We start from the raw sequence: 24,536 nt of genomic DNA, 5'->3' as shown, positions 1-24,536 counted from the left end.
ATGATGTCAGACCATTCCCGCGTGGTTTCAGTCGTACGATCGCGCGCCGGAGACCTCCACCACCAAGGCTCGGGTGCTGATGGGCTATCAGCAGATGTCTCCCGACTGTGCTAGATCAACTCGGACAATATCGCCTGGGCCGCCGCACGCGGGTCGGCGGCGGCATGGATCGGACGGCCAACAACAATGTGATCCGCGCCAGCTGCCACGGCTTCGCGCGGTGTCATGACGCGCTTCTGATCTCCGAGGGCGGCCCCGGCAGGGCGCACGCCCGGCGTAACGATCAGCTTGCCCGCCGCCTCGGGCAGAGCACGTATCAAGGCGGCTTCTTGGGGGGATGCGATGACGCCATCAGCTCCCGCTTCCAGCGCCCGGGCGGCCCGTGTCTGCACCAGGTCCTTGATATCGCCCGGAACCATAAGCCCGGCATCCAGATCTGCCCTGTCCAAGGACGTCAGGATCGTCACGGCCAGGATCTTCATGTCACGCTTTGCCTGCGCGGCGGCGCGGACCACATGAGGGTCGCCGTGCACTGTCAGGAAATCCAGATCAAATTGCGAAAGGCCGCCGACCGCTGCCTCAATGGTCGCGCCGATGTCGAACAGTTTCATGTCGAGAAAGATACGCTTGCCGTGGTCGCTCTTCAATTCGTTGGCAAGAGCAAGGCCGCCACCCGTAAGCATACCCAGTCCGATCTTGTAGAACGATACGGCGTCGCCCAGCCGCTCGGCCATTTGCAGCCCTTCAAGTGCATTCGGCACGTCAAGTGCGACGATCAGGCGGTCATCTGCGGGGGCTGACATGGCGGTCTCCTGGGAACTGACGGTGGCGTCGCCTATGCCGCCGGTGCCTGTTTTGTCCAGCCAGTTGGACATCGGTTTCTGGAAGTGTGTTCGTGCCCGGGCTGTCAGCGCGGGCGGTTCGTCAGGAAAATATTGCTGGCAACCTGTCGCAACGCGGACGACGCCGTCTCATGGCACCAGTAGGGGTCGGCTTGAATGGAAAGTCGTCGGCGGTCTACCTTGCCGTCGGCTCCGCAGCACACTGCGATGCCCTCGACGAAGGATTGAAGATAATCGAACCTGACGTTCTCAATTCGAAGGACTCTCAAGTTGGACATCGCAAACCCCTTTAGACCTTACGTCAACGGGGGGCTTTCGGTTCCAAACTTTTTTAAACTTCGACCCCGCCCAGCTGGCAGATCACCTGCCACTCCGACGCGCTGACCGGTTGGACGGACAGTCGGGGGCTACGCACGAGTGGCATGTCCGCAAGTTCCGGTCGTGCCTTGATCGTGGCCAGCGTGACCGGTGAGGCCAGTGGCTCGACGGCCCGGATGTCGACGCACTCCCAGCGGTCGTCGTCGGTGGTGGAGTCGGGGTGAGCCTTTGCGCAGACCTCCACAATGCCGACGACCGCCTTTTCGGATTGCGAGTGGTAGAAGAAGCCCCGGTCGCCCAAGGCCATTTCGCGCATGAAGTTCCGCGCTTGGTAGTTTCGCACACCGTCCCATTCCTCGCCCGCGTTGCCCTTTGCGACCTGATCGTCCCACGACCAGGTGGAGGGTTCGGATTTGAACAGCCAGTATTTCACCCGCCGATCACCCGGTTCCAGGTTTCGATCCGTACATTCTCGAACAGGCCGGCAACTGCATAGGGGTCGGCGACGGCAAATGCCTCGACGTGGGCGCGGTCATCGGTGCCAAAAATGATGAGCGATCCTGACATTTCGCCCGCGGCGTTCACGAACGGTCCTGCCTGTATGACATGCGGATCGGCCTTCAGGTGAGCCAGGTGGGCATCGCGGTTGGATTTGCGCACCTCAAGGTGGCCGGGCTTGTCGGTGCAAATCAGGGCATGAAGCATTGGAATTCCTTGTGCGTTTGGTTTGTCATTCTTCAGTCAGGTCGCGATCCAGCAGGTGTCTCACCGCATCTTCGACGCTTGCTTGACCGCCGACAAGGGCGGCAACGACCTCGGTGATGGGCATTTCGACCCCGTGGCGTGCCGCCAGACGGAGCGCCGCTTCGGCGGTTGCCGCCCCTTCGGTGGTGGCGGTGGGGCGGGGGGTGTTCCCGCCGATGGCGAGCCCGAGCGCGAAATTGCGCGACTGCGTCGATGCACAGGTCAGCGCCAGATCGCCCAGCCCCGACAGCCCCATCAGCGTTTCAGGACGCGCGCCCAAAGCGGGGGCCAAACGCAACATCTCGGCCATGCCCCGTGTCATCAACGCCGCGCGGGCCGACTCGCCCAAACCCGCTCCGATGGCTGCCCCACAGGCTATGGCAATCACGTTCTTCAATGCGCCGCCCAATTCCACACCGACCACGTCGGTCGTCCGATAAAGCCGCAGCGTCGGCGTCGACAAGGCAGACTGTAAGTGCTGACCCGCCGCATCATCAGCACAACCGAGCGACAGCGCCGTCGGCAGACCCCGCGCGATGTCGGCGGCGAAACTGGGACCGGAGATTATGGCAGGGATACTGTCAGGCAGGGCACCGGCGACCACCTCGGTCGGGCCGCGCAATGTGCTCAGATCGACCCCCTTGCAGGCTGCAACCGCGCAGCGCGGGTGGAGCGGCAGGCTAGAGAGCAGGGTGTTCAGCTGTTGCATCGGAACGGCGAGGATAAGGACGTCGCACCGCGTCAGATCCCCGACATCGGCCGTTGGCATGATCGACGCGGGCAGCATGACATCGGGAAGACGTGGTAGCCGTCGGATATCGTGTGCCCGCGCCATTGTTGCTACATCGCGCCCCCAGAGAACAACCGAGTGCCCGGCCTTTGCGAAGCAAACGGCCAAAGCAGTGCCGAATGCCCCGGCCCCAAGGACGCCGATCATGCCTTGGCCCCGCGCTTACCCGACCCGAGCATCGGCACCGCACGCGCGTCCAGCGGCCAGCGGGGGCGCGCGGCCAGAGTCAGATCGTCTGCCTGACCGGTGGCCAACCGCTCCCCCCCGGCCCAGGCGATCATTGCCGCGTTGTCCGTGCAAAGTGCCAGCGGCGGGGCGACGAAGGGCATCCCGGCCTCCGTTGCCACGGCTTCCAGGGCGGTTCGCAGCGTGCGGTTGGCGGCGACGCCCCCGGCGACGGCAAAGGCGGTCACGGGTGCTGCCGCCAGCGCGCGGCGCGACTTTTCAGCAAGAACATCGCGGGTCGCCGCCTGGAAGCTGGCGCAAAGGTCAGCGCGCAGCGCGACAGGCAGGCCGCCATGTTCGGCGACAATGGCATCGCGTGCCCGCAGAACCGCGGTCTTCAGGCCAGAAAATGACATATCGAAGCCCGGCCGGTCCAGAAGCGGGCGGGGCAGGCTGATGGTCCCGACCACCCTGTTGGCGCAGGCTTCCACCGCCGGACCGCCCGGTTGCGGCAGGCCCAGAAGCCGCGCGACCTTGTCGAAGGCCTCTCCGGGGGCGTCGTCGATGGTGCCTCCGAGCCGGGTGAAGTCCTCCGCACCCTCAACCCGCAGGAAGAGGCAATGGCCACCTGACACCAGCAGCATCAGATAAGGAAAGCGTAGTCCATGGGTAAGGCGCGGGGTCAGGGCGTGACCTGCCAGATGGTTCACGCCGACCAAGGGTTTTCCTGTCGCCGCCGCAAGCCCCTTGGCGCACATCACCCCAGCCAGGACTCCTCCGATCAGGCCGGGGCCGGCAGTCACTGCTATGGCATCGACATCGGTCAATGCGACATCCGCCTGGTCCAGGGCGGCCTCCACCGCCAGGTCAATCTTCTCGGCGTGGGCGCGGGCGGCGATTTCGGGGACCACACCGCCAAAGGCCGAGTGCAACTCGTCCTGACCGATGACCACGTTCGACAGGATTGTACCCCTGTCACCCGATCGGCGGACCACGGCAGCAGCTGTGTCATCGCAGGAGCTTTCCAGCCCCAGTATCGTCAGCTCTTGTGCCATGGTGTCCGCCGGTCCAATCCTTGACTCACATCTACGCACTGCAACCCGGGGGAACAATGCACGCGCTGCCCGTCCTCTTGACCCGCCCCGCCGAGGATTCGCTCCGGCTGGCGACACAACTTCGCCGGTTTGGGGCGCAGGAGGTGGTCATCGCCCCCTTGATGCGCCTGGAGGTGGACGCTGCACTGCCGCCGATAGCCGGTGGCGTATTGCTGACCTCACGAAATGCAGTCGCGGCCTTTGTTGCCGGGCAGGGGGCACCGGGCCTGCCCGCTTGGGTGGTTGGGCCCGGCACCGCCGCAGAGGCGGTCAAAGCCGGGTTTCATGTGCGAGCCGTTGCGCCGAACGTCGAAGCGCTCGTGGATATGGTGCCGGAAGATGCGCCTGCGCTGGTCCATCTGCGTGGGGTCGTAACGCGGGGCGATCTGGCGGCGCGCCTGTCAGCGCGTGGTTTGCGGGTGACGGAAGCGGTGACGTATCGCCAAGCGCCGCAACCCCTGACGCCCGCGGCGATTTCGCTGCTGCGGCGCGGTCCCGTCCTCGTTCCGCTTTACTCCCCGCGCAGCGCAAGCCTTTTTGCGGATGCCTGCCCCACCGAGGCGCTTGATCATCTGCGCCTCCTCGCACTCAGCCCCGCGGTCGCCAAAGCTTGCCCCGTTTGCCCGCTTGCAATCAGTGAAACACCTGACGGTGAAGGGATGTTGGCCCTGATCCGGGACAGCCTGCCCGCGATCGGCGGTTGAGGGAGACGGGTCTACGGTCTAGGTGTAATCAGAATCTGCTGGGAGGGCACGCCTTGGCGCGCACAACTAAGACCAACACGAAGGCTTCCAGGTCACCGAGCGGTGCGAAGACGCCCGCGCCGAAGGCTGCGAAGGCTGTCGCGCCCAAAGACGCACGACCGGCCGATCCGACCGGGGCCAGCATCGTCACGCCCGGCGCGCCGCGCCCGACTGCGCCTGCCGCCAAGGACGCGTCGGCACCAAAAGCCGCCCCTGCGTCCGAAGCGCCTGCAATAAAGAGAGCCGCGCCCACGTCTTCGGCAGCTATGGACGGCGCGCTGTCTTCCGCGGCTCAGTCGCGGGTTGAAGAGGGGAGCGGCAAGGGGCCGGCGTTCCTTCCTTTACTGCTGGGAGGTGTCGCTGCCGGTGGGATCGGGTTTGCGATCGCCTTTTTCGGCGCGTCCACACCGGAAACACCGACCATGGATATGTCGCGGGTGGATGCGCTGGCCGCTGAATTGGATGCGTTGAAGGCGTCGGATGCGCCCGTCGTCGATTTTTCGGGCGTTGAAGCGGTTCAGGCTGACTTGGCCATGCGGATCGACGCTTTGACGACTCGCGTCGATGCGCTTGAAACTGGGCAAGGCGGTGGCACAGCCGCAGTCGCAGAAACGCCCACAGCAGGGGCGACAGATGCGCTGCGCGCCGATATTCAAACTTTGAGCGATGATATCGGAACCCTGCGCGACGATCTGACCCCACGGGTGTCCGCGTTGGAGACTGACCTGGCGCAGGCCAACACCTTGGCCGCATCCGTCGAGTCGGAAGCCGAGGCGCGTGCCCTGGAGGCGGCGCGCAATCAGGTTCGCATGGCGCTTCAATCTGGCGCTCCCTATGCCGAAGCCCTGTCAGTTCTGGGCGATGATGCGCCCGAGGCGCTTGCGTCCCATGCACAGACGGGCGTGGCCCCGCAGGCAAGCCTGATTTCGGCGTTCCCAGACCTGTCGCGCGAGGCTCTCCGCGCAGCGCGTGCCGCGGCTCCGGCGGCGGGTGTCGGTTCGCTGTTCACGAACGCTTTCAACCCCAGAAGTCTTGAGCCGCGCGAGGGTGATGACCCGGACGCCGTGCTCAGCCGGGCGGAAGCCGCCGTGCGCGAAGGGGATCTGGCGATGGCACTGACCGAGATCGACGGCCTGCCGGACGAGGCGAAGGTGGTTCTCGACCCTTGGATCGCGCGGGCAAACGCCCGCGCCGCGGCTTTGTTGGCCGCCGATAACTACCTTCAGGACGGGTGAGGATTTAAATGCTCTGGTCGCTTTTCAAGATCCTCCTTTTCGTCGCGCTTGTCGCGGCACTCGCCTTCGGCGTTCAGTGGTTGATGGACGTATCGGGCCAAGTGCTTGTTACCTTCAATGGTGCCGAGTACGTGCTCCCGCCGCTGGTCGTGGTCCTCGGTGCCCTGGTACTGATGCTTTTGCTTTGGGTGGTGTTCAAATTGACCGGTCTGCTGATCGCGACGCTGAAGTTCATCAACGGCGACGATACCGCACTGGGCGCATATTTTGACCGCAACCGTGAACGCAAAGGCTACGCCGCGCTGTCCGACAGTCTGATTGCGCTTGCCTCCGGGGAGGCACGTGACGCGGCTGCAAAGGCCCAGAAGGCAGAGAAATATCTCCAAAAACCTGAAGTTACGACCCTGATTGTCGCGCAGGCCTCCGAGGCCGCCGGAGAGACGGAGCGCGCCAAGGAGGCATGGAAGACGCTGGTCACCCACGACAAGACCCGATTTGTCGGCATTCGCGGCCTGATGCGCCAAAAGCTGGAGCAGGGCGATACCGCGATGGCAATGAAGCTGGCCGAGAAGGCCTTTGCGCTCAAACCTCGCCACGTCGAAACCCAAGACACCCTGCTGCGCCTTCAAGCGCGGGATGAGAACTGGGACGGGGCCCGCAAGGTCCTGTCGGCCAAACTGAAGTCCGGCGCGCTCCCGAAAGATGTCTACAAGCGCCGGGAAGCGGTGCTGTCGCTGGCCGATGCGCGCAATCAACTGGCCGACGGCAATGAGGAAAAGGCGCGCGCCGAAATCCTCGAGGCCAACCGACTTTCGCCCGAACTGGTTCCCGCCGCGGTCATGGCGGCCCGCCTGCATATCAAGAACGGTGAGAAGCGAAGGGCAGCGAAAGTTCTGAAGGCCGCCCGCCTGAAGACGCCCCACCCGGATCTGGCGGCGATCTTTGCGGAAATCGAGCCAGAAGAGACGCCCGAGGCCCGTATCAAGCGGTTCCAGCCGTTCCTGAAGGTCGCACCGCAGGCCCACGAATCGAAGCTGCTGGAGACGGAGCTTTACCTGGCTGCCGAAGACTTTCCGGGTGCGCGGCGCGCGCTGGGCAAGCTCTATGAGACCGAGCCGACGACACGGTCTCTGACGTTGATGGCGGCGATCGAACGCGGTGAAGGCGGCTCCGAAGCCGTGGTGCGCGGCTGGCTGGCAAAGGCCATCAGTGCGCCGCGCGGCCCACAATGGATATGTGATACGTGCGGGACTGTGCATGCCGATTGGTTGCCTGTCTGTACAAGTTGCGAGGCCTTCGACAGCCTATCGTGGAAATCGGCTCCGGTCGGTTCCGCATCTACGACCCTGCCGTCGGAGATGCTGCCGTTGCTTATGGGGCCCTCGACAGCCGCCGCCGCGCCGGAGGCCGTGGTGCCTGCTGTTCTGGCCGAAGATGTCGCCACAGTGGAGGACGCCGAGACGTCATCCGACTCGCCGTCTGACCCCGACCCGGAAGCGGAAGTAGTCGACAATGCAGGTGCCCCAGAAGCGATGGATCCGACGATCGTAGGGACAACCCGTGACATGGACGGGACCTCGGGCCAGGCGAAGAAATGATTGCATTTCGGGGCTGGAAACGGCCTCGGACCCCTGCTAGGACGCCGCCACGGTCGCCGCTGTAGCTCAGCTGGTGGAGTACGTCATTCGTAATTAGCGGGTCCCCGCCAGAATGGCTTGCAAAACCAAAAGCTTCGCGGCAAACGAGATGAACTTGTAGGGCCTAGGAAGAGAAGAGTGCCGCTGTAGCTCAGCTGGTAGAGCACGTCATTCGTAATGATGGGGTCGTAGGTTCGAGTCCTATCAGCGGCACCATTCTTCTCTGAATATCAAACGGTTATTGAATTTCCGTCGCTGGATCTGGCCAGACAGCCGTCTTTCGCGGTCACGGCTCTTACCGGAGCCTCTCGCCAAGCGCGGGTGAGGTCCGGAGAAGGTTCAAACTCGACATTCGTTCTGTAAGTGCATCGGTCGCGGTATCGTGCAGGAAGGGCAGACAGTGGATCTTCGCTGTGCTTGCTATCAAGGTCTGCTATGCGGACAAAACGGGCCATCGGTGATCAAACGCGAAGGCCCGCTTTGAATTTCAGCGACGGTCCCTAGGAGAGGTGATGAACCTCCTGTAACCCATAGACGGGTGTTGAAATGCTCTCCATCCGCGCCTTGATCTGCAACGACAGAAACTGAGAGTAGTGCCGCGACTGGTGCAGGTTGCCGCCATGCATCCAAAGGTTTGGAACCTGTGTCGGTTTCCACATGTTCCGCTGCTCACCTTCCCATGGTCCGGGGTCCTTGGTTGTATCAGACCCAAGTCCCCAACACTTGCCAAGCTGGTCAGCCTTCTCCTGACCCATCAGATCAGCGACCCAACCATTCATTGAGTTGTAGCCAGTTGCGTAAACCACCAGATCCGCATCCAGATGTGTTCCGTCATCCAGGATCACACCGGTCTCATCCAAGGCTGTGACCTGACCGCGCTTCAGCTTGACCTCTCCGTCGATAATCAACTGGCTTGCACCAACATCAATGTAATACCCCGACCCACGCCGCAGATATTTCATGAACAGCCCACTTTCGTCGTCGCCCCAATCCAGCCAGAAGCCGGCCTTTTCCAGCCCGTCGTAGAACTCTTTGTCTTGCTCTTTCATGGCCGCATAAGCCGGGATCTGGAACTCGTGTAAGATGCGATACGGCAACGACGCGAAGATCAGGTCCGCCTTTTCCGTCGTCACACCCGCCGCAACCGCTCGTTCGGAGTACAGATCGCCAAGCCCCACCTCCATCAAGGTGTCTGAACGCACTATATGAGTTGAAGACCTTTGTACCATCGTGACGTCGGCGTCATGTTCCCAAAGCGCGGCGCAGATATCATGTGCTGAGTTGTTTGACCCCACAACAACAACCTTCTTGCCGGACCAAGCATCAGGCCCATCATGTTCCGACGAATGCTGTTGAACGCCTTGGAACGCCTCCATCCCGGGAAAGTCTGGCATCCGCTTTTTGCCCGACATGCCGGTTGCCATAACAAGCTGCTTGGGCTTTAGAACAACCTCTTCACCGTCGCGGTCCACCACAATGGTCCATTCGCCGGATGCCTCGTCAAACTTGGCAGATTTGGCTGTGGTGCGTGTCCAATAATTCAGCTCCATCACATTGGTGTACATCTCCAGCCAATCGCCAAGCTTGTCCTTGGGCGAAAACACCGGCCAATTCTCGGGAAATTTCAAGTAGGGGAGGTGGTCGTACCAGACCGGGTCATGCAAGCAGAGCGACTTGTAGCGGTTACGCCAGCTGTCGCCGGGCCGCTCGTTACGTTCGACAATAATCGTCGGTACGCCAAGCTGGCGTAACCGCGCGCCCATCGCAATGCCACCCTGCCCACCGCCGATGATGACACAATAGGGCTGCACTTCGTAGCCAAGCTCGGCCGCTTCGCGGGCGCGTTCTTCGGCCCAAGTCGCCTTGTTTTTTCCCGCCCCGTGCTTGGCACCCATCGACCGATTATCGCCGGCTGGCTCCTCATGACCCTTCAGCTCCGTCATAGTCGTAAGAAGGGTCCAGATCTTGTCGCCCTTTAGGCGCATTAGACCGTAACCCCGCGCGACCTCTGTTTCGAATTCAATCCAAGCTGTCGTTACGCCACCTTCTTCTGTTGGAACTTCGCCCTCGGCAATTTTCCATCCGCTGGGCTGCGTTGTAGCAAGCTGATGGGACAGCATATCTGCAACCTGTTCTTTTCCTTCGACAGTCTTGATGTTCCAAGTAAAACTGACAAGATCACGCCAATAACAATCGTCTTCGAACATGTCACTTGCGACGGCAATATCCCCTCTTGATAGCGCCCCGCCAAATTCGTCCAAGAACGCCTGAGTTTGATCAGAAACGGTGGTGTCGAGCATTTCAGTCCTCCCTTTTCGCTGCGATATTGAGCCAGCGTAACACATTATGCGAGTCTGCCTATTATTTGACCCAAGTCGCGAGATTGGACTTTCGTGCAAAGCACAGCTCGAAAACGTTTCATGTTGCCGTGATGAGCGGGCCATCGAAAGCAGCCATTTGTCCATCCTGAAGCATCGGCGAGTTTGGGCTTATTCCGTTGAAGGACTCTTGTTGATTTGGGGCCTGGTCGCTGGTTCACTTTTCGTAGTGATGAGGGGGGATCTGCGATGTTGGGGTCGAGGCAGGAGGCGCAGGGCGCTCTGTTTTACGAGTTCTCGATAGAGGATCACGTCCCTCAGGATCACCTGCTGCGATCCATCGATCGCTTCGTCGAGCTGTCCAGCATCCGTCAGCATCTGGCACCGTTCTACAGCAATACCGGCCGCCCCTCGATCAACCCGGAGCTGCTGATCCGGATGCTGCTGGTCGGCTATTGCCTTGGCATCCGGTCCGAGCGACGGCTCTGCAAGGAGGTGCATCTGAACCTCGCATATCGCTGGTTCTGTCGGCTCGACCTGACCGACCGGGTGCCAGACCACTCGACCTTCTCCAAGAACCGTTATGGGCGCTTCCGCGACAGCGAACTGCTGCGGCATCTGTTCGAGACGGTCGTCGCGCGCTGCATCGCCGAAGGATTGGTCAGCGGGCAACGGATGGCCATCGACGCGCGCCTCATCCACTGCCCGGCAGGGCATTGCACAGCAATGTTCCGAGAGGGGAGGCGGACGCCAACATGCAGTACTCTGCGGCGACGGAAGACTGGGATCCGGCGCGGATCGACGCGGAGACCGCGCCGCGTGCCGTGCGTGAGTATCTGGAGGTTCTCGACGAGGCGGCCTTCGGCGCGGCCTCGGAGGTGGAGCGAAAGTTCACCTCCTTCTCCGATCCGGCTAGCCAGTGCCTCTCGGGACACTGCTGCGCAGTGCCCTGCGGTAATAGACTGCGGCGCGCAAGGGTCCGGCGTTCTTCAGCTATTCCGACAACTATCTCGTCGACACCGACCACGGCGTGATCCTCGACGTCGAGACGACGAGGTCGATCCGCCAGGCGGAGGTCGGGTCCACAAAAACCATGCTCGAGCGGGTGAAGGCGCGCTTCGATCTCCACCCAGGGCGCGCGATCGCCCCCTCTCGTGACATCGCTACGCGATGCACTGCCGGGCAGTGGACACCGCCTACGGCACCGGTCCGATGCTCGGATGGCTAGTGGATCGCAAGATTGCGCCGCATATCCCGGTCGTCGATAAGTCGGGTCGGACCGACGGCACCTGGTCACGTGCTGACTTCGAGTGGGACCCGGAGAACGACCGCTACGTCTGCCCCGAGGGCCAGGACCTCAAGCAGTTCCGCCGCAACTACTCCGACCCGAACCGCGGCCCGAGTGATAAGGGCACCGCCCGCTACCGGGCCCTCAAGGGGGTCTGCCAGGCCTGCCCGTGGAAGCCCAAATGCTGCCCGAACGCCGACACCCGAAAGATCACCCGCGAGGAACATGAGGACGCCCGCCAGGTCGCCCGCGACATCGCAAAAACGGACGCTTACGTGATCTCGATGCGGCTGCGGAAGAAGGTCGAGATGCTCTTCGCACACCTCAAACGTATCCTCGGCCTGGGACGGCTCCGGTTACGCGAACCGAACGGCGCAAACGATGAATTCCTCCTCGCAGCAACCGCCCAGAACCTCCGGAAACCAGCTAATATCTTCCCGGCACCGCCGAAAGCCGCAACACCCTGATGGAGAAGGCCGCTCGGCCTCAATCAGACCAACTTTGCTGCGCTTGCAAAGGTCCCCTTTCCACAGAATCGGCTCCAAGTTGCCCTTCGCGGCGATGATCACCAGTGACCGTTGTGCCGACGACCTGTGACTAACTCTGTGTGCCATTTCTGCGAAAATTGATGTTCGCGTTTTACGTCCCGATAGTTCGCTTGGTGTTTCGCAACAAAGTCGAATAGGCCATTCGTATCGGCACGTCCAAGAAATTCTATACTTGGTCGACCTGACGCTGGCACCGGGCCCCTTAGTGCCCGGAGGCTGAGACCGCCCGTCGAGCCTCTTAGATTATCCAGAACGCGCATTTCGTCGCACGGGCAGGCCACAGCCCCGGCAATGGAACAGCGTTATCCAGATCTGTCCTTTGCTCCCGTGCGTAGGCAAGTTCAGCGGCATCAGTAGACAAAGCAATAACTGTCGCTGATCGCTCTTCGGATTTTTTACCGGCGCTCTTGTCGGGGTCAAAATGGCTCCCAATCGGGCCTGGACCGAGGGAGCTTGTCTGGTCCTGCGGCCCAGTCCCGTCGATGCGGTGGGGTGCACCATGCCTTCTGGACACACCCCCCACACAGTATACTTGTTTCGGAATGGCACAGCTTCTCATGGTATATCACTCAAAGACTGGCGGCAGTCGGCAAATGGCCGAGGCGGCGGCGACGGCGGCACGTGACGAAGTTGAGACTATCCTAAAGCCTGCCCACGAGGCTGAGCCCGAACATCTGCTCCAGGCTGATGGCTATATCTTCTGCGGTCCGGAAAACCTGGCGGCGATCGCGGGGATCATGAAGGACTTCTTCGACCGCTGTTATTATCCGGCCCTAGGACACATTGAAGGCCGTCCCTATGCGCAGATGGTTTGTGCGGGGTCTGACGGCGAAAACGCAGCACGCCAAACAGCTCGAATTGCCCAAGGTTGGCGGCTTCGTGAGGTCCAGCCCCCGCTCATCATTTGCACCCACGCGCAGACGCCCGAGGAGATTTTGGCGGCGAAGACTATTTCAGAAGACGATCTCACTAAGTGTCGCGACCTCGGTACAGGCATGGGTGCCGGGCTGAGCCTTGGGGTCTTTTAAGCCGGCTTTTTTGCTGAATGTTGCTGGAGTCGACGTCCGTGTAACTGATCTGTCAGTAGACACAGCTCAGGATTGGAGGGGTGGGCTGCAACCTGAACACCGCAAGGAGTGGAGATACGCCCCGCCCATGCGCCGCACTAGTGGGGGACAAATGTCGCTCGCAAAGAGAAGGTGGACCGGGAGGACGCTGCAAGCCAGTAGCTCAAGCACCCGTGCTTGGGGTGGGGTATGCCCGGGTTTGCCGAGTTTGGTGCAGCCAGCGCACTATGCAATAAGCGGTTAACATAGCCGAAGTGCGGCAAGGCGTGCTGCACGACCCCTCACGGCCAACCGTTTTTTTGTCCGATCCGCGCAGGGTTACGCCCATGCTGTCTCACTGAAAGAAGCCTCGCCATCGTGCAGCAGGTCCTCGACATCGGCGTCCCGGATACCGACAGCACAGAGACGGCAAACTAGGTTGCGCAGATAGTCGATGCTGGTGCCGGCGACCAAGTAACCGATCTGCCCGTCGCGGCTCATCTCGCTGTCGATCAGGTCCGCATTATGGTTCGCGATGAAAGTGAGCGCTGTGATCTGCTCGTCACCGATCCGGGCGTCGACGATGACGTGCCAGTAGCCCGGTCCGATTCCCTCGCGCTGCCAGAGCACGTCGGTTCCCGTCTCGATCTTCGCGTCTGCAATCCGGAAGGCCAGACTGCGGTATCCGGTTCCGCCCCGATCGATCGCGGCCATTGGGCCCGGCGCTTCGGCAGTGCCGCGAGCCCTGTAGATATTCATTACGATGAACCGTTGGGCGTGGTCCGGCAGCCATGCGCGGCGAACCTCCTCAAAATAGAGGCGCGGATTCCACATCAGCGATACTTAGGCGAAGGCCCAGAGGTCGCCAATGCTATGTTCTGCGAGGGCTTTGGCCTGCATAGCCTCACGTTCCTTGTCCGAATACCACCACTGCGGTGTTCCATTCTCGCGTGCCATCGCCGCAAGCCTGGCCGTTGTAAAAGTGCCGCAGTATCAATCTTCCGGCTCATTGATTAGATCGCGAAGACCCGATTAGAGTTTCAAAAGTGTGGACAGTTTGTGGCGCTGTAGCGGCTTGTACACGATCTTCACATCAATGCTCCTGCGGCTTTTTCGGAATCATTTGGCAGTTTTTTTCAGATGAAACCGGTTCGATGTACTGTCAGACAAATAAGATCTGTCTCAGCCATGACAGGCCTGCTGTCTGATATGCCACGTAAAGTCCGCTGCTCGCAGGCAGAGCGAGGGCGCGGCTGAGGTTGAAGTTGTCCTGACCCGATGAGCGGCCGTCCCGGCTGATGTGGTTGCTGACGGATGCATGAATGGATGCGAACCTCTGCTGGCTTGTTATTGTATTGACTGAGCCAGTGATTGGTAACGGTCTGAGCCTGCTTCGGGTTCGCTTTATCGGACTGCCTTAGGCATGTGCGAGATGAGCGTCTTAACCGGAGCCGCTCAGCCGCACAGATCTTCTGCGCAAGGCTTCAAGAGTGAACAGTAGGGCCGCCGACAGGACGACCAGCAAGGTCGCCACAGCAAGGATCGTGGGATTGATCTGTTCGCGCAGCCCCGAGAACATCTGTCTTGGAATTGTTCGTTGTTCTGGCCCGGCCAGGAACAAGACCAACACCACTTCGTCGAACGATGTCACGAAGGCGAAAAGCCCGCCCGAAATAACGCCGGGCCGGATTAACGGAATTACGACGTCCCAGAAGACTTTGATCGGGCTGGCTCCCAGACTGAGGCCTGCGACGAATAGGGAGCGATCAAATCCGCTCAGCGTGGCGGTAACCGTGATGATCACAAACGGTACGCCGAGGGCCGCGTGGGCGATGATCAGACCCGGAAACGTGCCGACCAGATTGAACCTGGTGTAGAAGAAGAACATGCCCGCGGCGATAATGATTAGCGGCACAATCATCGGCGACAGCAGCAATGCGGTGATCAGCCGTTTGTAGGGCATCCACGGAGACGACAGCCCGACGGCGGCCAGCGTGCCCAGAAGCGTGGCAATGAGGGCGGCGAGTATACCGACAATAAAGCTGTTACGGATTGCCAGGCGCCAATTTGGGTCATCCATAAACTCCTGATACCACCGCAGAGAATAGGCGTCGGGGTCCAGCGACAACATGCCTTTGGTGAAGGTGAAGAAGGGCTCCACGTTGAACGACAAGGGCATGATCACCAAGATCGGCAACATCAGGAAGATCAATACCAGAAGCGCGAAGACCCTTAGGCCATAGTGGCCAGAGATGTGCCAGATCGCGTAATATTCGGGCAAGCGTTTCATCGTCTATCCCAACTTGAGGTTGTCGGTGCCGACAAAGCGGTCGAACAGCCAGTAAAGTAAGAGGATGAGCACCAGCAAAAGCGATCCGAGGGCGGCAGCCAGCTCCCAATTGTTGGACTGCTGCATGTGGAACGCGATGATGTTTGAAATCATCTGCCCTTCCACACCGCCGACCAGAGCCGGTGTGATGTAGTAGCCGACCGAGATGATGAACACGAGCAGCGCCCCGGCGGACAAGCCCGGTAAGCTCATCGGAAGATAGATCTTGTACCAGGCACCAAGCGGCTGACTGCCCATGGAAATCGCGGCCCGCATGAAGCTGCTATCGATGCCGCGCATGACAGCATAGAGCGGCAGGACCATAAACGGCAGCAGGATATGGGTCATGGCAAGGATCGTCGAGAATTCAGTGTAGAGCAACTCAAGCGGCTCATCGGTGATACCCACGCCCATGAGAGTCGAATTCACAACACCGTTCGTTTGCAACAACGCGATCCAAGCGGTTGTCCGCACCAGCAGGGATGTCCAGAATGGAAGCAGAACGAAGACCATCAGGAAGTTGCCCACCGCGTCTGACGAATGCGCCATGAAGAACGCCAGCGGATAGCCCAGAAGGATCGTCAGCACCGTGATGATCAGGGCCATGCGCAGGGTCTTTGTGTAAAGCTGGACGTAGATTTGCGTGTCCCGTTGGACAATGCTGCCATCCTCAGCCCGTTCAAGATCGACAGCGGTGAGATAGTAGCTGGACGAATAAACCTGCCCGGCCGCTTTAAGCGCGTTCCATGTTGCCGGTTCCCCCCAACGGTCGTTTGTCGCCAGCAGAAGAGCAGCGCCGTCCGCGGCAAGTTCGGCGTCGTCAACTCGGCGCAGTGCCCGCGCGGTGGATTTCACTACACTGGACATACCGGGAAGGGTTCTGTTGATTTCGTCCGCAATTTGGCCGGAGGTGCGGTCGTTCGCCGTCCGTTTCATATCTTTGGCAAACTGGATCAGGATTGCGTCTTCGGGCCGACCGTCGCCGGACCAGTCCTCCAAGGCCGCCAATGTCTCCGGCACCAAATTCGCGACGGTCGGGTTGTGGACGCTGCGAAATAGCATCGTCGCTATGGGTGCCACGAAGGCGAAAACGATAAACACCAACAAGGGCACCACGAACAGGAAGGCCTGCAGTTTGCGCATACGGACGTCGCGCGCCGCGTTGCGTGCATCGTTGGTGTTCAGGCCTGTTGTGACGTCGGTCATCGCGTGCTTTCAAAAAACCCCCGCGCCGGGAAACGGCGCGGGGAAATATGCCTTACTGAAGGAGCCACTCGTTGAACTTCTCGCCAAGGGTCTCACCGTAGTCTGCCCAGAAGATGCCGTCAGCTTTCAGGCCGACGTCGAGGTGGGCCGTTGGCAAGTCCTGCTTCACGGCTTCGGGCAGAAGCGCCTGAGCCGAAATGCGGGTCGGGCCGTAGGCTACGTCCTGCATCCCCGAAAGCGGAACCGTCTGCGTCGAGAACTGGATGAATTCCATCGCCTTTTCCTTGTTCGGCGACCCCTTCATGATCGCCCAGACGTCCAGGTCATAGACGTGGCTGTCCCAGATAATGCTGAACGGTGCGCCTTCGTCCTGGATGGCAGAAAAGATGCGACCGTTGGCGGATTGCACCATTTGTGCGCCGCCGTCGTTCAGCAGGACGGGGGCCTGCGACCAGCTGTCGAACCAGACGATGTCGTCTTTGATGGTCGCCAGCTTGGCAAAGGCCTGCGCCTGACCTTCTTCGGTCGACAGCGTCTCATAGACGTCCTCGGGTGCCACACCATCGGCGATCAACGCCCATTCCATATTGACCTGTGGCCGCTTGCGCAGGCCACGCTTGCCGGGGAAGGCTTCGGTGTCGAAGAACTCGGCAATGGTCTGCGGACCAGGCCCGTTTTCGTTGTTGGTCGCAAATACAACGGACCAGACGATGTTGCCGACGCCGCATTCATTAGCCAGCGCGGCGGGAATGAAGTCTTCCGCCGCGGGCGTGCCATCGTCGCCGTCGGGCAATGTGCTTTGGTCGATGACTTCCAGATATCCTTCGGCACAGGCGCGCTCAAGGTCGATGACCTCGATGTCGACCACGTCCCACTGGATGTTGCCGGCCTCCACTTGGGCCTTCATCTCGGCGATGCCGCCGCCGTAGTCTTCGAACAGGATATTCGTGCCGGACGCGGCCACGAAGGGGTCGATCATGTGCTCTTTTTGCGCGGCACCGTAAGCGCCGCCAAACGATGTTACAGTCAGATCTTGTGCCGCAAGGGGACTGGCAGTCAGCGCCAGAGTGGCAATTAACGTCAAATGCTTTTTCATCGGTCTCTCCTTGTCAGGCCGGGTTTTTGCAGGACCCCGGTTTGCCCTTTTCGCCTAACCGGCCGGGAAGGCGACACAATCGGATGCCAGCCAAAGCAGCTGTGCCTCCGCGCCGTCTTCAAAGTCGGGTGCAGACAAGTCGTTCAGAACCTTGACAACAACGGTCGTCCCGTCGGCGAGGTCGAAATAGTAGCGAATGAAATCGCCCACGTAGATTCGCGTGGTGAACCGTACCGTAAGGGCGTTGTCATAGGCATGTGTCGTTGGCGGAATGAAGAGCTTTTCCGGCCGGATCGCAACGCGACAGGCTTGTCCTTCCATCAACCCATCCGCCACTTGCGCGACGATGGTGCCGCCGTCGGTCTGCACTTTTGCAGCGGACCCTTCCAGCGACGTGACCGTGCCGGGGATGAAATTGTTCTCGCCGATAAAATCCGCGACGAAAGAATTCACCGGCCGCTCATAGAGTTCTGCGGGCGGTGCGCACTGCTGCACCACACCATCGTTGAACACGGCGATCCGGTCTGACATCGATAGGGCTTCGGTCTGGTCGTGGGTGACGTAGATGACCGTAAACCCGAACTGCTTATGCAAGCGTGTGATTTCGAACTGCATCTGTTCACGCAAGTTCTTGTCCAGCGCACCAAGGGGCTCGTCCATCAGGATCAACGTTGGCTGGAAAATCATGGCGCGCGCGAGGGCCACACGCTGGCGCTGTCCACCTGACAACTGACCCGGCCGGCGGTTGCCAAAGTCCGACAGTTCAACCAGTTCGAGGTACTCGGCGACCCGCTCCTTGATTTGTGCCTTGGGCATCTTCCGCACCGTTAGCGGATAAGCCAAGTTTTCTGCGACTGTCATATGCGGAAACAGAGCGTAGTTCTGAAAGACCATGCCGATATTGCGCTTATTCGGGGCGGTCCTATTGATAGACTTTCCCGCGATGGCAATGTCGCCTGAAGTGACGCTCTCGAATCCGGCAAGCATCATCAATACCGTGGTTTTGCCCGAACCGGACGGCCCGAGCAGAGTGATAAACTCCCCCTTGCGTACGTCCATGTCGAAGCCTTTGACGACCAGGTTCGTCTGGTCGTAGCTTTTCTTGACGTTGTCGAAACGCAAGAAGGTCTCTGATCCGAAATCGTTCATTGTTTCTCGAACACTCCTCAGTGACATGTCGAGGCTAATCAGGTGTCAGGCGCTTTGACAACAACCAGCTTGAATGATCACACCGGAGAACCTTGGATGGCGGTATTGAACTGGACATGCCAGACGACCGCTGTTCCGTTTTCGCCGAAACTGCTAGCTGGTCGAATATGTTGTTGATCTTGGCGACGATGTGAAGACGGACCAACGAATCGCCTACATTTGGACCGGCGACCGAACTGGCCAGAAACCCAATGTTTGTAGGGCTCTTTGCGACGGTGTTCTGGATGCCCGGCACAGTCCGGGCCTGATCAAAGTAGGGGATCGTGCCGCGCTGGTGGCAGTGATGGTTTGATTTCCATCCCGATGTCCGCAAAATTGTGTTGAGGTTATCGGGACATGGTTCGGCAAACCGCCTCATGGCAGATGCACTCATCCGTTGAAACATGCCTATCCGTTGGGCACCGGGGAAACCCTTGGGTACCGGGGAAAGTGTGCTTCGGGCTTTGGGCCAGGTGCTCCCCCCTGTCCGACAGCGCTCTGGCCAGCGATCCTGCCCTAGTGGATCAACGCTCCGTCAATCGGCTTTCACGACTTCCGGGTCGAAATGGCCTACGTCGGGGCCCGATGACTTCAGGCGAAGATAGCCCAGAACACGATTGTCGCGCCTCGGGTCGATCACCAGGATCTCACCTTCGTAAACACTGAACTCCGTCAATTCCTCGATGTTGGTGTAATGTGTGATGACCAGCATCGGACCCATTCCGTCGCCGCCATCCCAACTTGAAATCAGCTCTCGCAGTGCGGTAACATTTGGCGCGCCCTGCAACGACAACAGCAAGTTAGCCTCCGAGAATGTCTCCACAGGGACGCCGCGCATCATGAAGGGGTCGACCCTGTCCATCCCTGTAAGCATGGCGGCAAGGGTCTGTTGGTTGCGGCACCATTCGCTCGCGACGATCCGTCCCGGCGTCATGTCGTTTGCGACCAAAAGTGTGCCCAATTCTTGCATCTGACGCTGTCCGAGGGCTGTCATCACACGCTGGTTGCCGCAATCGGTCGGGGCCACGTCGGTCGCGTCACGCTTGGACCAGTCGGTCGGGCCGTGACGCATCAGCAGGACGATGTCATCGCGAAACAGGTCGTCAAGCATCTGCCATGGCTCGAAGCGCAGGATCTCGGCAATAGGTTCGTCCGAGGTGTCTGCCGGCATCGTGGCTGTCATTTCGCCGGAGAGGTCCAGCGCTCGGGTAATCTGGCCGTAAACATCGCGGACGAAATCCTCGCTGGTCACTTGGGCCCAGAGCGGCGACGCGATAGCCGTCGCGCAAAAGATAACGAATTTCAGCATGACCATTCCGTACTCAGTCTACGAGCAAATAGGAACCGGACTGGAAAAGTCACCTTCACACTTCCGGCATTGTGTTATCGGGCGGCGGGCCGGATCCTTATCTAGAGACTGCGGGCCAGTTCCTCGGCTAGTTGCTGCCAGGCGATCTCGTGGGCAGCAATGATGGAGGAATAGCTATCAAGGTCAGTGACCGGCGCGATGATCGCGAAACTTCCGACGCGGTCGCGGCCCTGTTCGGATCTCATCGCATAGGTTCCCGTCAGACGAAGCGAGCTGTTGGCCTGCACGATCATGTCATCCACAAAGATCGACAATTCCACTTCGGGAAACCCGGACAGAGGCCAAGGCTCGGCGGCGACCCGTGCGTCGGTGATCGTGTTCAGGTGCCGGGTGAGGGCCCCCTGCATCGAGCGGTCCGGCAGGTCAGCCCAGAGCTTATCGGTGTCCGTCGTCAGGCTTCCGTCCAACTGCTGCACAGGAATTTCCTGATTGATTGCGTACTCTGGGATCGAAATCTCGTTCACCTGCACGGTCTGGGCGCGCACGTTCACCCGAAGATCCGATTCCATCGGAACAGGTGAGAAATACTCCGTCTGGGAACAGGCACCCAGAATCAGGACAAGAGGTGTGAGGCGAGTACAAAACGAGAGCATGATCAGCGTCCTAGCAGCAAGGAATTCGGATTGCGTTCAATTGTCCGCGACAGCGAAGATACGTCTTCGGCGGCCCGCGTGGCAGCGCGAAGCGCCTGATAGAGTTCAGTATTGACGCGGCTGCCCTCGCCATAGGTGCTGAGCAGGCCACTTGCATCGCGGGTCAGCGTCTCAAGGCGGTTCACTAGCGCCGGCAGGTCTTGCGCCGCGGCGCGAATACTGTCGGCCGCGCCTGATGCCGAGCGGAGCGTTGCGTTCAGGTTGTCCAACGTGCCGCCCGTACGCACCGTCTCTATCGTCAGGCGCAACTCTTCCAGAGTTTCGGCCAGAACGACTGGCACGTCGTCGGCCTCGTCGGAGGACAGGAAGGCATCCGCCGTGGTCATCAGGTCGGTCGTGGCGTTGACCAACTCCTCCAGCGCCAGCTCGTTCGCCTTGGCGGACAGCACGTTCAGGTTCGCACCCAGCGTTTCGGCCTGCGCCAGAACGCGCTCGGTCGAGGCCGAGATCTCGGGCAGGTTTTCGGTCCCCTCGGCAATGCTGGTGGCGGCGTCGGCCGCCGCATCCAGTGCCTGCGTCAGACTGGCGACGGCTCCTTGACGGGTGATTTCGGCCGTGATGGTGCGGACCTGGCTGGTCACCTCGTTGAGGTTCGACAGGATTGCTTCCACCTCGGGCGACGTGATCAGTTCGCGACCGTCTTCCAACAGCCCGCGCGCCGCCCCCGGCAAGGCCTGCGTATCCGCAGAGGCCAGCAGGGCTTCGGCGGCACCGACGACCCCGTCGATCTGACGCCGCAGGGTGTCGAGGTCGGCGGTGCCGGCGGCGACGTTTTCCGCCGTCGCCTCAATCGAGGTCAGCGCCCTTGCCACCGTGTCAGCGATGGCCGTCCCTTCGAAGGGGGCGACAAGCGCCCGCACATCTTCGGCCACAGCCGCCAGATCTGTCAGGATCGCGTCCAGTTCCGGCGCGTTGACCAACTCCGACGCGCCCGACAGCGTGTCGCGGGCCAAGGCCGGAATTTCTGTCGTGGCGGGGTCGTTGACCAAGGCTCCGACGCCTTCCAACGTCGTTTGCGCTGCAGCCGTCAGTTCGCCCAGGTTCTCGGTGCCGGTTGCGATATTGTTCGCGGCGGCGGTCGCGGACGCCAACGCCGCATCCAGCGTGGCGACCATCTCGCGTTCGGCGATGCTCTGGGTGATGCCGCGCAGGTCGCCCGTGATCGTTTCGACATCCAGCAGCACCGAGGCCACCTGCGGGGACGCGATGATGTTACGCCCGTCGCGAACAAGACCGCGCCCATCCTCCAGAAGGGCGAGGAGCTCGCTCGGGATTGCGCGCGTGTCCTCGTCGCCGGCGATCAGGTTGACGTTGTTCAACAGGTCGGTAGCTGCGGCCAGAAGCTCTTCGATCGGCAAGTCATTGATCCGGGTCAGCACGGATTCCGCACTCGCCGTCAGGCCCTGAATATCGGCCGGAATGGTCGGGATGAGCGGGTTTGCCGCTATGCCGATTTCCAGCCGCCCGGTGTTGCCCGCTTCCGGGTCGTTCACCAGTTCGATGGACAGGTCGCTGCCGAACAGCGAGTTCGAGACCAACTTGGCGCGCATCCCCGATGCAACAAGGTCATCAATGAAATCGATCGCCGCAAGATCGTCGTCGATCCCCTCAAGTCCCATCTTGCTTGGACGCAATGCCATGACGGCCAGAAGTTCGACACCTTGCTCGGGGCTGTCAGGGCGAATGAAACCGGTGATTTCGGCTACCGTCCCGACGGTAATGCCCCGGTACCGCACATTTGCGCCTTGGCTCAGGCCAGCGGCGGCTGTCGGGAAGAGAGCTGACAAACGGACCGTGCGGTCGGAGGCCACCTCGAATGTAGAGACGCGCGCCGAATCCTCATCGTCGAAAATGTCATAGAGATGGCCCGTGCTGATGGCCCTCCCGCCGGAAATCAACGTATCGAAATGCACGCCGCCTTCCAAGATCGACGCTATTGAGCCGATGCGCAGGTCCACGCCGCCCGCTCCCAGCGTCGCCGAGATGCCGGACGCGTCCCAGAACCGCGTGGCCGTCGACAGCTGCCGGTCGTACGGGGAAAGGATGAAGGCATCCACACGCACTTCGGTTCCATCCGGCGAGAGGCGCGGCGCTGCGACTTCGCCGACCTCGATTCCGCGATAAAGGATCGGCGCGCCCGGACCCAATCGGCTGCTGTCTTTGGCGCGTAATACGATTGCCGTGCCCTCGACCCCTGGCGGTACGATCGGCGCACGCTCATCGCCCACGAAGCTGAGTTGCGCGGGACCAAGTTCGTTGTCCCAGGTTCCCTGAATGTAGGTGCCCGACAGGATCGTGTTCAGTCCTTGCACGCCACGTGCGCTTACTTCGGGCTGCACGACCCAGAAGCTGGCATCGCCGTCCAGATAGGGGGCGATCTCCTTGTTGACGCGGATGTAGACGTTGACCTGCGTCAGGTCGGCGGTGAAACCGACGTCCTCCACGACCCCGACCGTCACCTCGCGGTAGCGAAGGGTCGTCTGTCCGGCGGTAACACCCGACGCGTCGGGGAAGGCCACCGAGATCAGAACGCCGCGTTGCGACCACGATTGATATCCAATCGCCAGCGCGATCACGACGGCCAGGATCGGCACCAGCCATACCGCGCTTATGACGCCGCGGCGGTTCTTGCCCTTGGTGGGCTCTGACAGTGGTTTGGCAGGGACGGTCGGATCGGAATTATCGGTCATGTATACCTTCGTCGGCGAGTGTTTCGATCTCGTCCCATATACGGCGGCTGTCGAAGCTCAGCGCGGATAGCATCGTGAACACGACCGAAAGGGCGAAACAGACGGCAGCAATGCCGGGATTGATCGTCGCCAGCAGATTGAACTGAACCAGGGCAACTAGGATGGCAACGACGAATACGTCGATCATGGACCAGCGACCGATCCATTCGACGACTTCGAAAAGGTGAAGCAGGCGCTTGGGTTTGATCCCATGGGGCTTTCGTACCGCGATGGCGAGATATCCGATAGCGACAAATTTCCCGACCGGAATCATCACGGAGGCAAAGAAAACGATAAACGCCACGCCGTAGGCCCCGTGTTGTGCAAGCTCGATCGAGCCGCCGACGATCGTACTTTCCGAGGCGCGTCCGACCGTACTTGTCAGCAGCATCGGATAGAGATTTGCCGGAATGTAGAACAGCAATCCCACGAGGCCCCAGGCCCAAACCCGTTGAAGCGATGTCCTATCACGGCTTTCTAGGCGCCCCCCACAGCGCGCGCAGACTTCGGTATCCGCGGGCCAGACGCGGGTGCAGTGGCGGCAGCCGACAAGCCCCGCCTCCCGCGCCGTAAGCGCGTTCAGGTTTTCGCGGTGTCCAGTGCCGACCATATCGAATGTTTGCTCATCTGCGTGTCCTGAAGCGCGGTTATGAAGACGATGGAGGCAAAGGACCAGAACGCGGGCCCCATCGACAGGGTGGCCAGATCGGCAAGTTTGATCAGGGCGACGGCGACGCCGACCATGAAGATTTCGGCCATTGCCCAAGGTTTCAGGATCTCCGCCCATCTCAACGCAAACGCGGCACCCGGAAGCGGGCTCCTATTGACGGAAAGCGGACCAAGCGCCCAGATGATCGCCCCCAGCCGGGTGATTGGCAAGACGATCACGAAGAGAGCGACTGCGACGGAAAGGGGGGCCATGACCCCCTCGGAAAAGCTCATCACCGTCTCGAAGACAGAAGCCCGGCTGGTGAAGACGCCGTTTCGAAGTTGCAGGAACGGATAGAATACGACGATCGTCATCAGCACCATCGCCGTGGAGGCGAGCACCACGATCCGCAGGATCGCCTCCGGCCGGCCCACCGCGATCACGGTATGGCAGCGAACGCAGCGCAGGCGGGTGTGCTCCTCCACCTCGCCGACCTCGTGCAGTGCGTCACAAACTGGGCAGCAGACCAGATCTTCGGAGGCTTCCAAC

At 60.8% G+C, this 24,536-nt stretch carries 21 protein-coding genes, 1 tRNA gene and 1 pseudogene; 6 read left to right on the top strand and 17 right to left on the bottom strand.

What is annotated here, in order from left to right:
* Window positions 1-110: 110 nt before the first annotated feature.
* From pyrF to tsaD, 5 genes are all read right to left on the bottom strand, one after another.
* Window positions 111-803, bottom strand: a complete 693-nt coding sequence (pyrF, locus tag BLV27_RS07660) for an orotidine-5'-phosphate decarboxylase (RefSeq protein WP_092644880.1) — start codon at window positions 801-803, stop codon at window positions 111-113.
* A gap of 370 nt (window positions 804-1,173) precedes the next feature.
* A complete protein-coding gene (locus BLV27_RS07650) occupies window positions 1,174-1,593 on the bottom strand; it encodes an EVE domain-containing protein (RefSeq protein WP_092644558.1) in 420 nt (139 codons plus the stop codon).
* Complete coding sequence (locus BLV27_RS07645; RefSeq protein ID WP_092644556.1) at window positions 1,590-1,865, bottom strand: YciI family protein; 276 nt, start codon at window positions 1,863-1,865, stop codon at window positions 1,590-1,592. The genes BLV27_RS07650 and BLV27_RS07645 overlap by 4 nt, the downstream gene beginning before the upstream one ends.
* Before the next feature lie 25 nt (window positions 1,866-1,890).
* Complete coding sequence (locus tag BLV27_RS07640) at window positions 1,891-2,841, bottom strand: NAD(P)H-dependent glycerol-3-phosphate dehydrogenase (RefSeq protein WP_092644554.1); 951 nt, start codon at window positions 2,839-2,841, stop codon at window positions 1,891-1,893.
* A complete protein-coding gene (gene tsaD, locus BLV27_RS07635) occupies window positions 2,838-3,914 on the bottom strand; it encodes a tRNA (adenosine(37)-N6)-threonylcarbamoyltransferase complex transferase subunit TsaD (protein WP_092644551.1) in 1,077 nt (358 codons plus the stop codon). Before tsaD ends, BLV27_RS07640 begins: the two co-directional genes overlap by 4 nt.
* Before the next feature lie 56 nt (window positions 3,915-3,970).
* On the opposite strand from tsaD, the gene BLV27_RS07630 reads away from it, so the two are divergent.
* Window positions 3,971-4,657, top strand: coding sequence for a uroporphyrinogen-III synthase (locus tag BLV27_RS07630; protein ID WP_092644549.1), 687 nt, complete (start codon window positions 3,971-3,973; stop codon window positions 4,655-4,657).
* Between the two features lie 28 nt (window positions 4,658-4,685).
* On the opposite strand, the gene BLV27_RS07625 is transcribed toward BLV27_RS07630, so the two are convergent.
* On the bottom strand, window positions 4,686-4,949 hold the full coding sequence (locus tag BLV27_RS07625; protein ID WP_092644545.1) for a hypothetical protein: 264 nt from the start codon (window positions 4,947-4,949) through the stop codon (window positions 4,686-4,688).
* Window positions 4,950-5,118: 169 nt separating this feature from the next.
* On the opposite strand from BLV27_RS07625, the gene BLV27_RS07620 reads away from it, so the two are divergent.
* The 3 genes from BLV27_RS07620 to BLV27_RS07610 all read left to right on the top strand — a co-directional run bounded on the left by BLV27_RS07620 (window position 5,119) and on the right by BLV27_RS07610 (window position 7,784).
* Window positions 5,119-5,931: a COG4223 family protein gene (locus BLV27_RS07620; RefSeq protein ID WP_139176570.1), complete on the top strand. Its 813-nt coding sequence runs from the start codon at window positions 5,119-5,121 to the stop codon at window positions 5,929-5,931.
* An 8-nt stretch (window positions 5,932-5,939) separates the two neighbouring features.
* Window positions 5,940-7,529 (top strand): heme biosynthesis protein HemY, encoded by a 1,590-nt coding sequence (locus BLV27_RS07615; RefSeq protein ID WP_092644541.1) that lies wholly within the window; start codon window positions 5,940-5,942, stop codon window positions 7,527-7,529.
* A 179-nt stretch (window positions 7,530-7,708) separates the two neighbouring features.
* Window positions 7,709-7,784 (top strand) — tRNA-Thr (locus tag BLV27_RS07610).
* Window positions 7,785-8,068: 284 nt separating this feature from the next.
* On the opposite strand, the gene BLV27_RS07605 is transcribed toward BLV27_RS07610, so the two are convergent.
* Window positions 8,069-9,868 carry an NAD(P)/FAD-dependent oxidoreductase gene (locus BLV27_RS07605; protein ID WP_092644539.1) on the bottom strand — a complete coding sequence of 600 codons (1,800 nt, stop codon included), beginning with the start codon at window positions 9,866-9,868 and terminating at the stop codon, window positions 8,069-8,071.
* Window positions 9,869-10,135: 267 nt separating this feature from the next.
* Between BLV27_RS07605 and BLV27_RS07600 the strand changes: the two are divergent.
* Together BLV27_RS07600 and BLV27_RS07595 are read left to right on the top strand one after the other, a co-directional pair.
* Window positions 10,136-11,641: pseudogene (locus BLV27_RS07600) on the top strand (IS1182 family transposase).
* Between the two features lie 623 nt (window positions 11,642-12,264).
* Entirely contained in the window at window positions 12,265-12,750 is a 486-nt protein-coding gene (locus BLV27_RS07595; protein WP_092644537.1) for a flavodoxin family protein, read from the top strand.
* 357 nt (window positions 12,751-13,107) lie between these two features.
* Here BLV27_RS07595 and BLV27_RS07590 read toward each other — a convergent pair whose 3' ends face one another.
* The 10 genes from BLV27_RS07590 to BLV27_RS07545 all read right to left on the bottom strand — a co-directional run bounded on the left by BLV27_RS07590 (window position 13,108) and on the right by BLV27_RS07545 (window position 24,535).
* A complete protein-coding gene (locus BLV27_RS07590; RefSeq protein ID WP_092644535.1) occupies window positions 13,108-13,602 on the bottom strand; it encodes a gamma-glutamylcyclotransferase in 495 nt (164 codons plus the stop codon).
* Window positions 13,603-14,209: 607 nt separating this feature from the next.
* Entirely contained in the window at window positions 14,210-15,058 is an 849-nt protein-coding gene (locus BLV27_RS07585; RefSeq protein WP_092644533.1) for an ABC transporter permease, read from the bottom strand.
* Window positions 15,059-15,061: 3 nt separating this feature from the next.
* Window positions 15,062-16,303, bottom strand: a complete 1,242-nt coding sequence (locus tag BLV27_RS07580) for an ABC transporter permease (RefSeq protein ID WP_092644531.1) — start codon at window positions 16,301-16,303, stop codon at window positions 15,062-15,064.
* A 52-nt stretch (window positions 16,304-16,355) separates the two neighbouring features.
* Entirely contained in the window at window positions 16,356-17,399 is a 1,044-nt protein-coding gene (locus BLV27_RS07575) for an ABC transporter substrate-binding protein (protein WP_092644529.1), read from the bottom strand.
* Between the two features lie 54 nt (window positions 17,400-17,453).
* Window positions 17,454-18,548 (bottom strand): ABC transporter ATP-binding protein, encoded by a 1,095-nt coding sequence (locus tag BLV27_RS07570; protein WP_092644527.1) that lies wholly within the window; start codon window positions 18,546-18,548, stop codon window positions 17,454-17,456.
* Window positions 18,549-19,122: 574 nt separating this feature from the next.
* Window positions 19,123-19,896 carry a histidine phosphatase family protein gene (locus tag BLV27_RS07565; protein WP_170831386.1) on the bottom strand — a complete coding sequence of 258 codons (774 nt, stop codon included), beginning with the start codon at window positions 19,894-19,896 and terminating at the stop codon, window positions 19,123-19,125.
* 101 nt (window positions 19,897-19,997) lie between these two features.
* Window positions 19,998-20,549 (bottom strand): PqiC family protein, encoded by a 552-nt coding sequence (locus BLV27_RS07560; RefSeq protein WP_092644523.1) that lies wholly within the window; start codon window positions 20,547-20,549, stop codon window positions 19,998-20,000.
* A gap of 2 nt (window positions 20,550-20,551) precedes the next feature.
* Window positions 20,552-23,299 carry a PqiB family protein gene (locus tag BLV27_RS07555; RefSeq protein ID WP_092644521.1) on the bottom strand — a complete coding sequence of 916 codons (2,748 nt, stop codon included), beginning with the start codon at window positions 23,297-23,299 and terminating at the stop codon, window positions 20,552-20,554.
* Complete coding sequence (locus tag BLV27_RS07550; RefSeq protein ID WP_092644519.1) at window positions 23,289-23,948, bottom strand: paraquat-inducible protein A; 660 nt, start codon at window positions 23,946-23,948, stop codon at window positions 23,289-23,291. Before BLV27_RS07550 ends, BLV27_RS07555 begins: the two co-directional genes overlap by 11 nt.
* On the bottom strand, window positions 23,918-24,535 hold the full coding sequence (locus BLV27_RS07545; RefSeq protein ID WP_244504581.1) for a paraquat-inducible protein A: 618 nt from the start codon (window positions 24,533-24,535) through the stop codon (window positions 23,918-23,920). The genes BLV27_RS07550 and BLV27_RS07545 overlap by 31 nt, the downstream gene beginning before the upstream one ends.
* Between the last annotated feature and the right edge of the window lies 1 nt (window position 24,536).

It is taken from the genome of Jannaschia faecimaris, from assembly GCF_900107415.1.
Classification (GTDB): Bacteria; Pseudomonadota; Alphaproteobacteria; order Rhodobacterales; family Rhodobacteraceae; genus Jannaschia; species Jannaschia faecimaris.
The sequence above is the reverse complement of the archived record's forward strand: the minus strand, read 5'-3'. Positions and strand labels throughout refer to the sequence as shown.

Excerpts from the sequence above, each read along its gene's own strand:
- BLV27_RS07590 (WP_092644535.1), bottom strand. The coding sequence starts at position 13,602 with ATGTGGAATCCGCGCCTCTATTTTGAGGAGGTTCGCCGCGCATGGCTG.
- pyrF (WP_092644880.1), bottom strand. The coding sequence starts at position 803 with ATGTCAGCCCCCGCAGATGACCGCCTGATCGTCGCACTTGACGTGCCG.
- BLV27_RS07585 (WP_092644533.1), bottom strand. The coding sequence starts at position 15,058 with ATGAAACGCTTGCCCGAATATTACGCGATCTGGCACATCTCTGGCCAC.
- BLV27_RS07555 (WP_092644521.1), bottom strand. The coding sequence starts at position 23,299 with ATGACCGATAATTCCGATCCGACCGTCCCTGCCAAACCACTGTCAGAG.
- BLV27_RS07630 (WP_092644549.1), top strand. The coding sequence starts at position 3,971 with ATGCACGCGCTGCCCGTCCTCTTGACCCGCCCCGCCGAGGATTCGCTC.
- BLV27_RS07620 (WP_139176570.1), top strand. The coding sequence starts at position 5,119 with ATGGATATGTCGCGGGTGGATGCGCTGGCCGCTGAATTGGATGCGTTG.
- BLV27_RS07580 (WP_092644531.1), bottom strand. The coding sequence starts at position 16,303 with ATGACCGACGTCACAACAGGCCTGAACACCAACGATGCACGCAACGCG.
- BLV27_RS07640 (WP_092644554.1), bottom strand. The coding sequence starts at position 2,841 with ATGATCGGCGTCCTTGGGGCCGGGGCATTCGGCACTGCTTTGGCCGTT.
- tsaD (WP_092644551.1), bottom strand. The coding sequence starts at position 3,914 with ATGGCACAAGAGCTGACGATACTGGGGCTGGAAAGCTCCTGCGATGAC.
- BLV27_RS07560 (WP_092644523.1), bottom strand. The coding sequence starts at position 20,549 with ATGCTCTCGTTTTGTACTCGCCTCACACCTCTTGTCCTGATTCTGGGT.
- BLV27_RS07550 (WP_092644519.1), bottom strand. The coding sequence starts at position 23,948 with ATGGTCGGCACTGGACACCGCGAAAACCTGAACGCGCTTACGGCGCGG.
- BLV27_RS07605 (WP_092644539.1), bottom strand. The coding sequence starts at position 9,868 with ATGCTCGACACCACCGTTTCTGATCAAACTCAGGCGTTCTTGGACGAA.
- BLV27_RS07570 (WP_092644527.1), bottom strand. The coding sequence starts at position 18,548 with ATGAACGATTTCGGATCAGAGACCTTCTTGCGTTTCGACAACGTCAAG.
- BLV27_RS07575 (WP_092644529.1), bottom strand. The coding sequence starts at position 17,399 with ATGAAAAAGCATTTGACGTTAATTGCCACTCTGGCGCTGACTGCCAGT.
- BLV27_RS07615 (WP_092644541.1), top strand. The coding sequence starts at position 5,940 with ATGCTCTGGTCGCTTTTCAAGATCCTCCTTTTCGTCGCGCTTGTCGCG.
- BLV27_RS07645 (WP_092644556.1), bottom strand. The coding sequence starts at position 1,865 with ATGCTTCATGCCCTGATTTGCACCGACAAGCCCGGCCACCTTGAGGTG.
- BLV27_RS07595 (WP_092644537.1), top strand. The coding sequence starts at position 12,265 with ATGGCACAGCTTCTCATGGTATATCACTCAAAGACTGGCGGCAGTCGG.
- BLV27_RS07565 (WP_170831386.1), bottom strand. The coding sequence starts at position 19,896 with ATGCTGAAATTCGTTATCTTTTGCGCGACGGCTATCGCGTCGCCGCTC.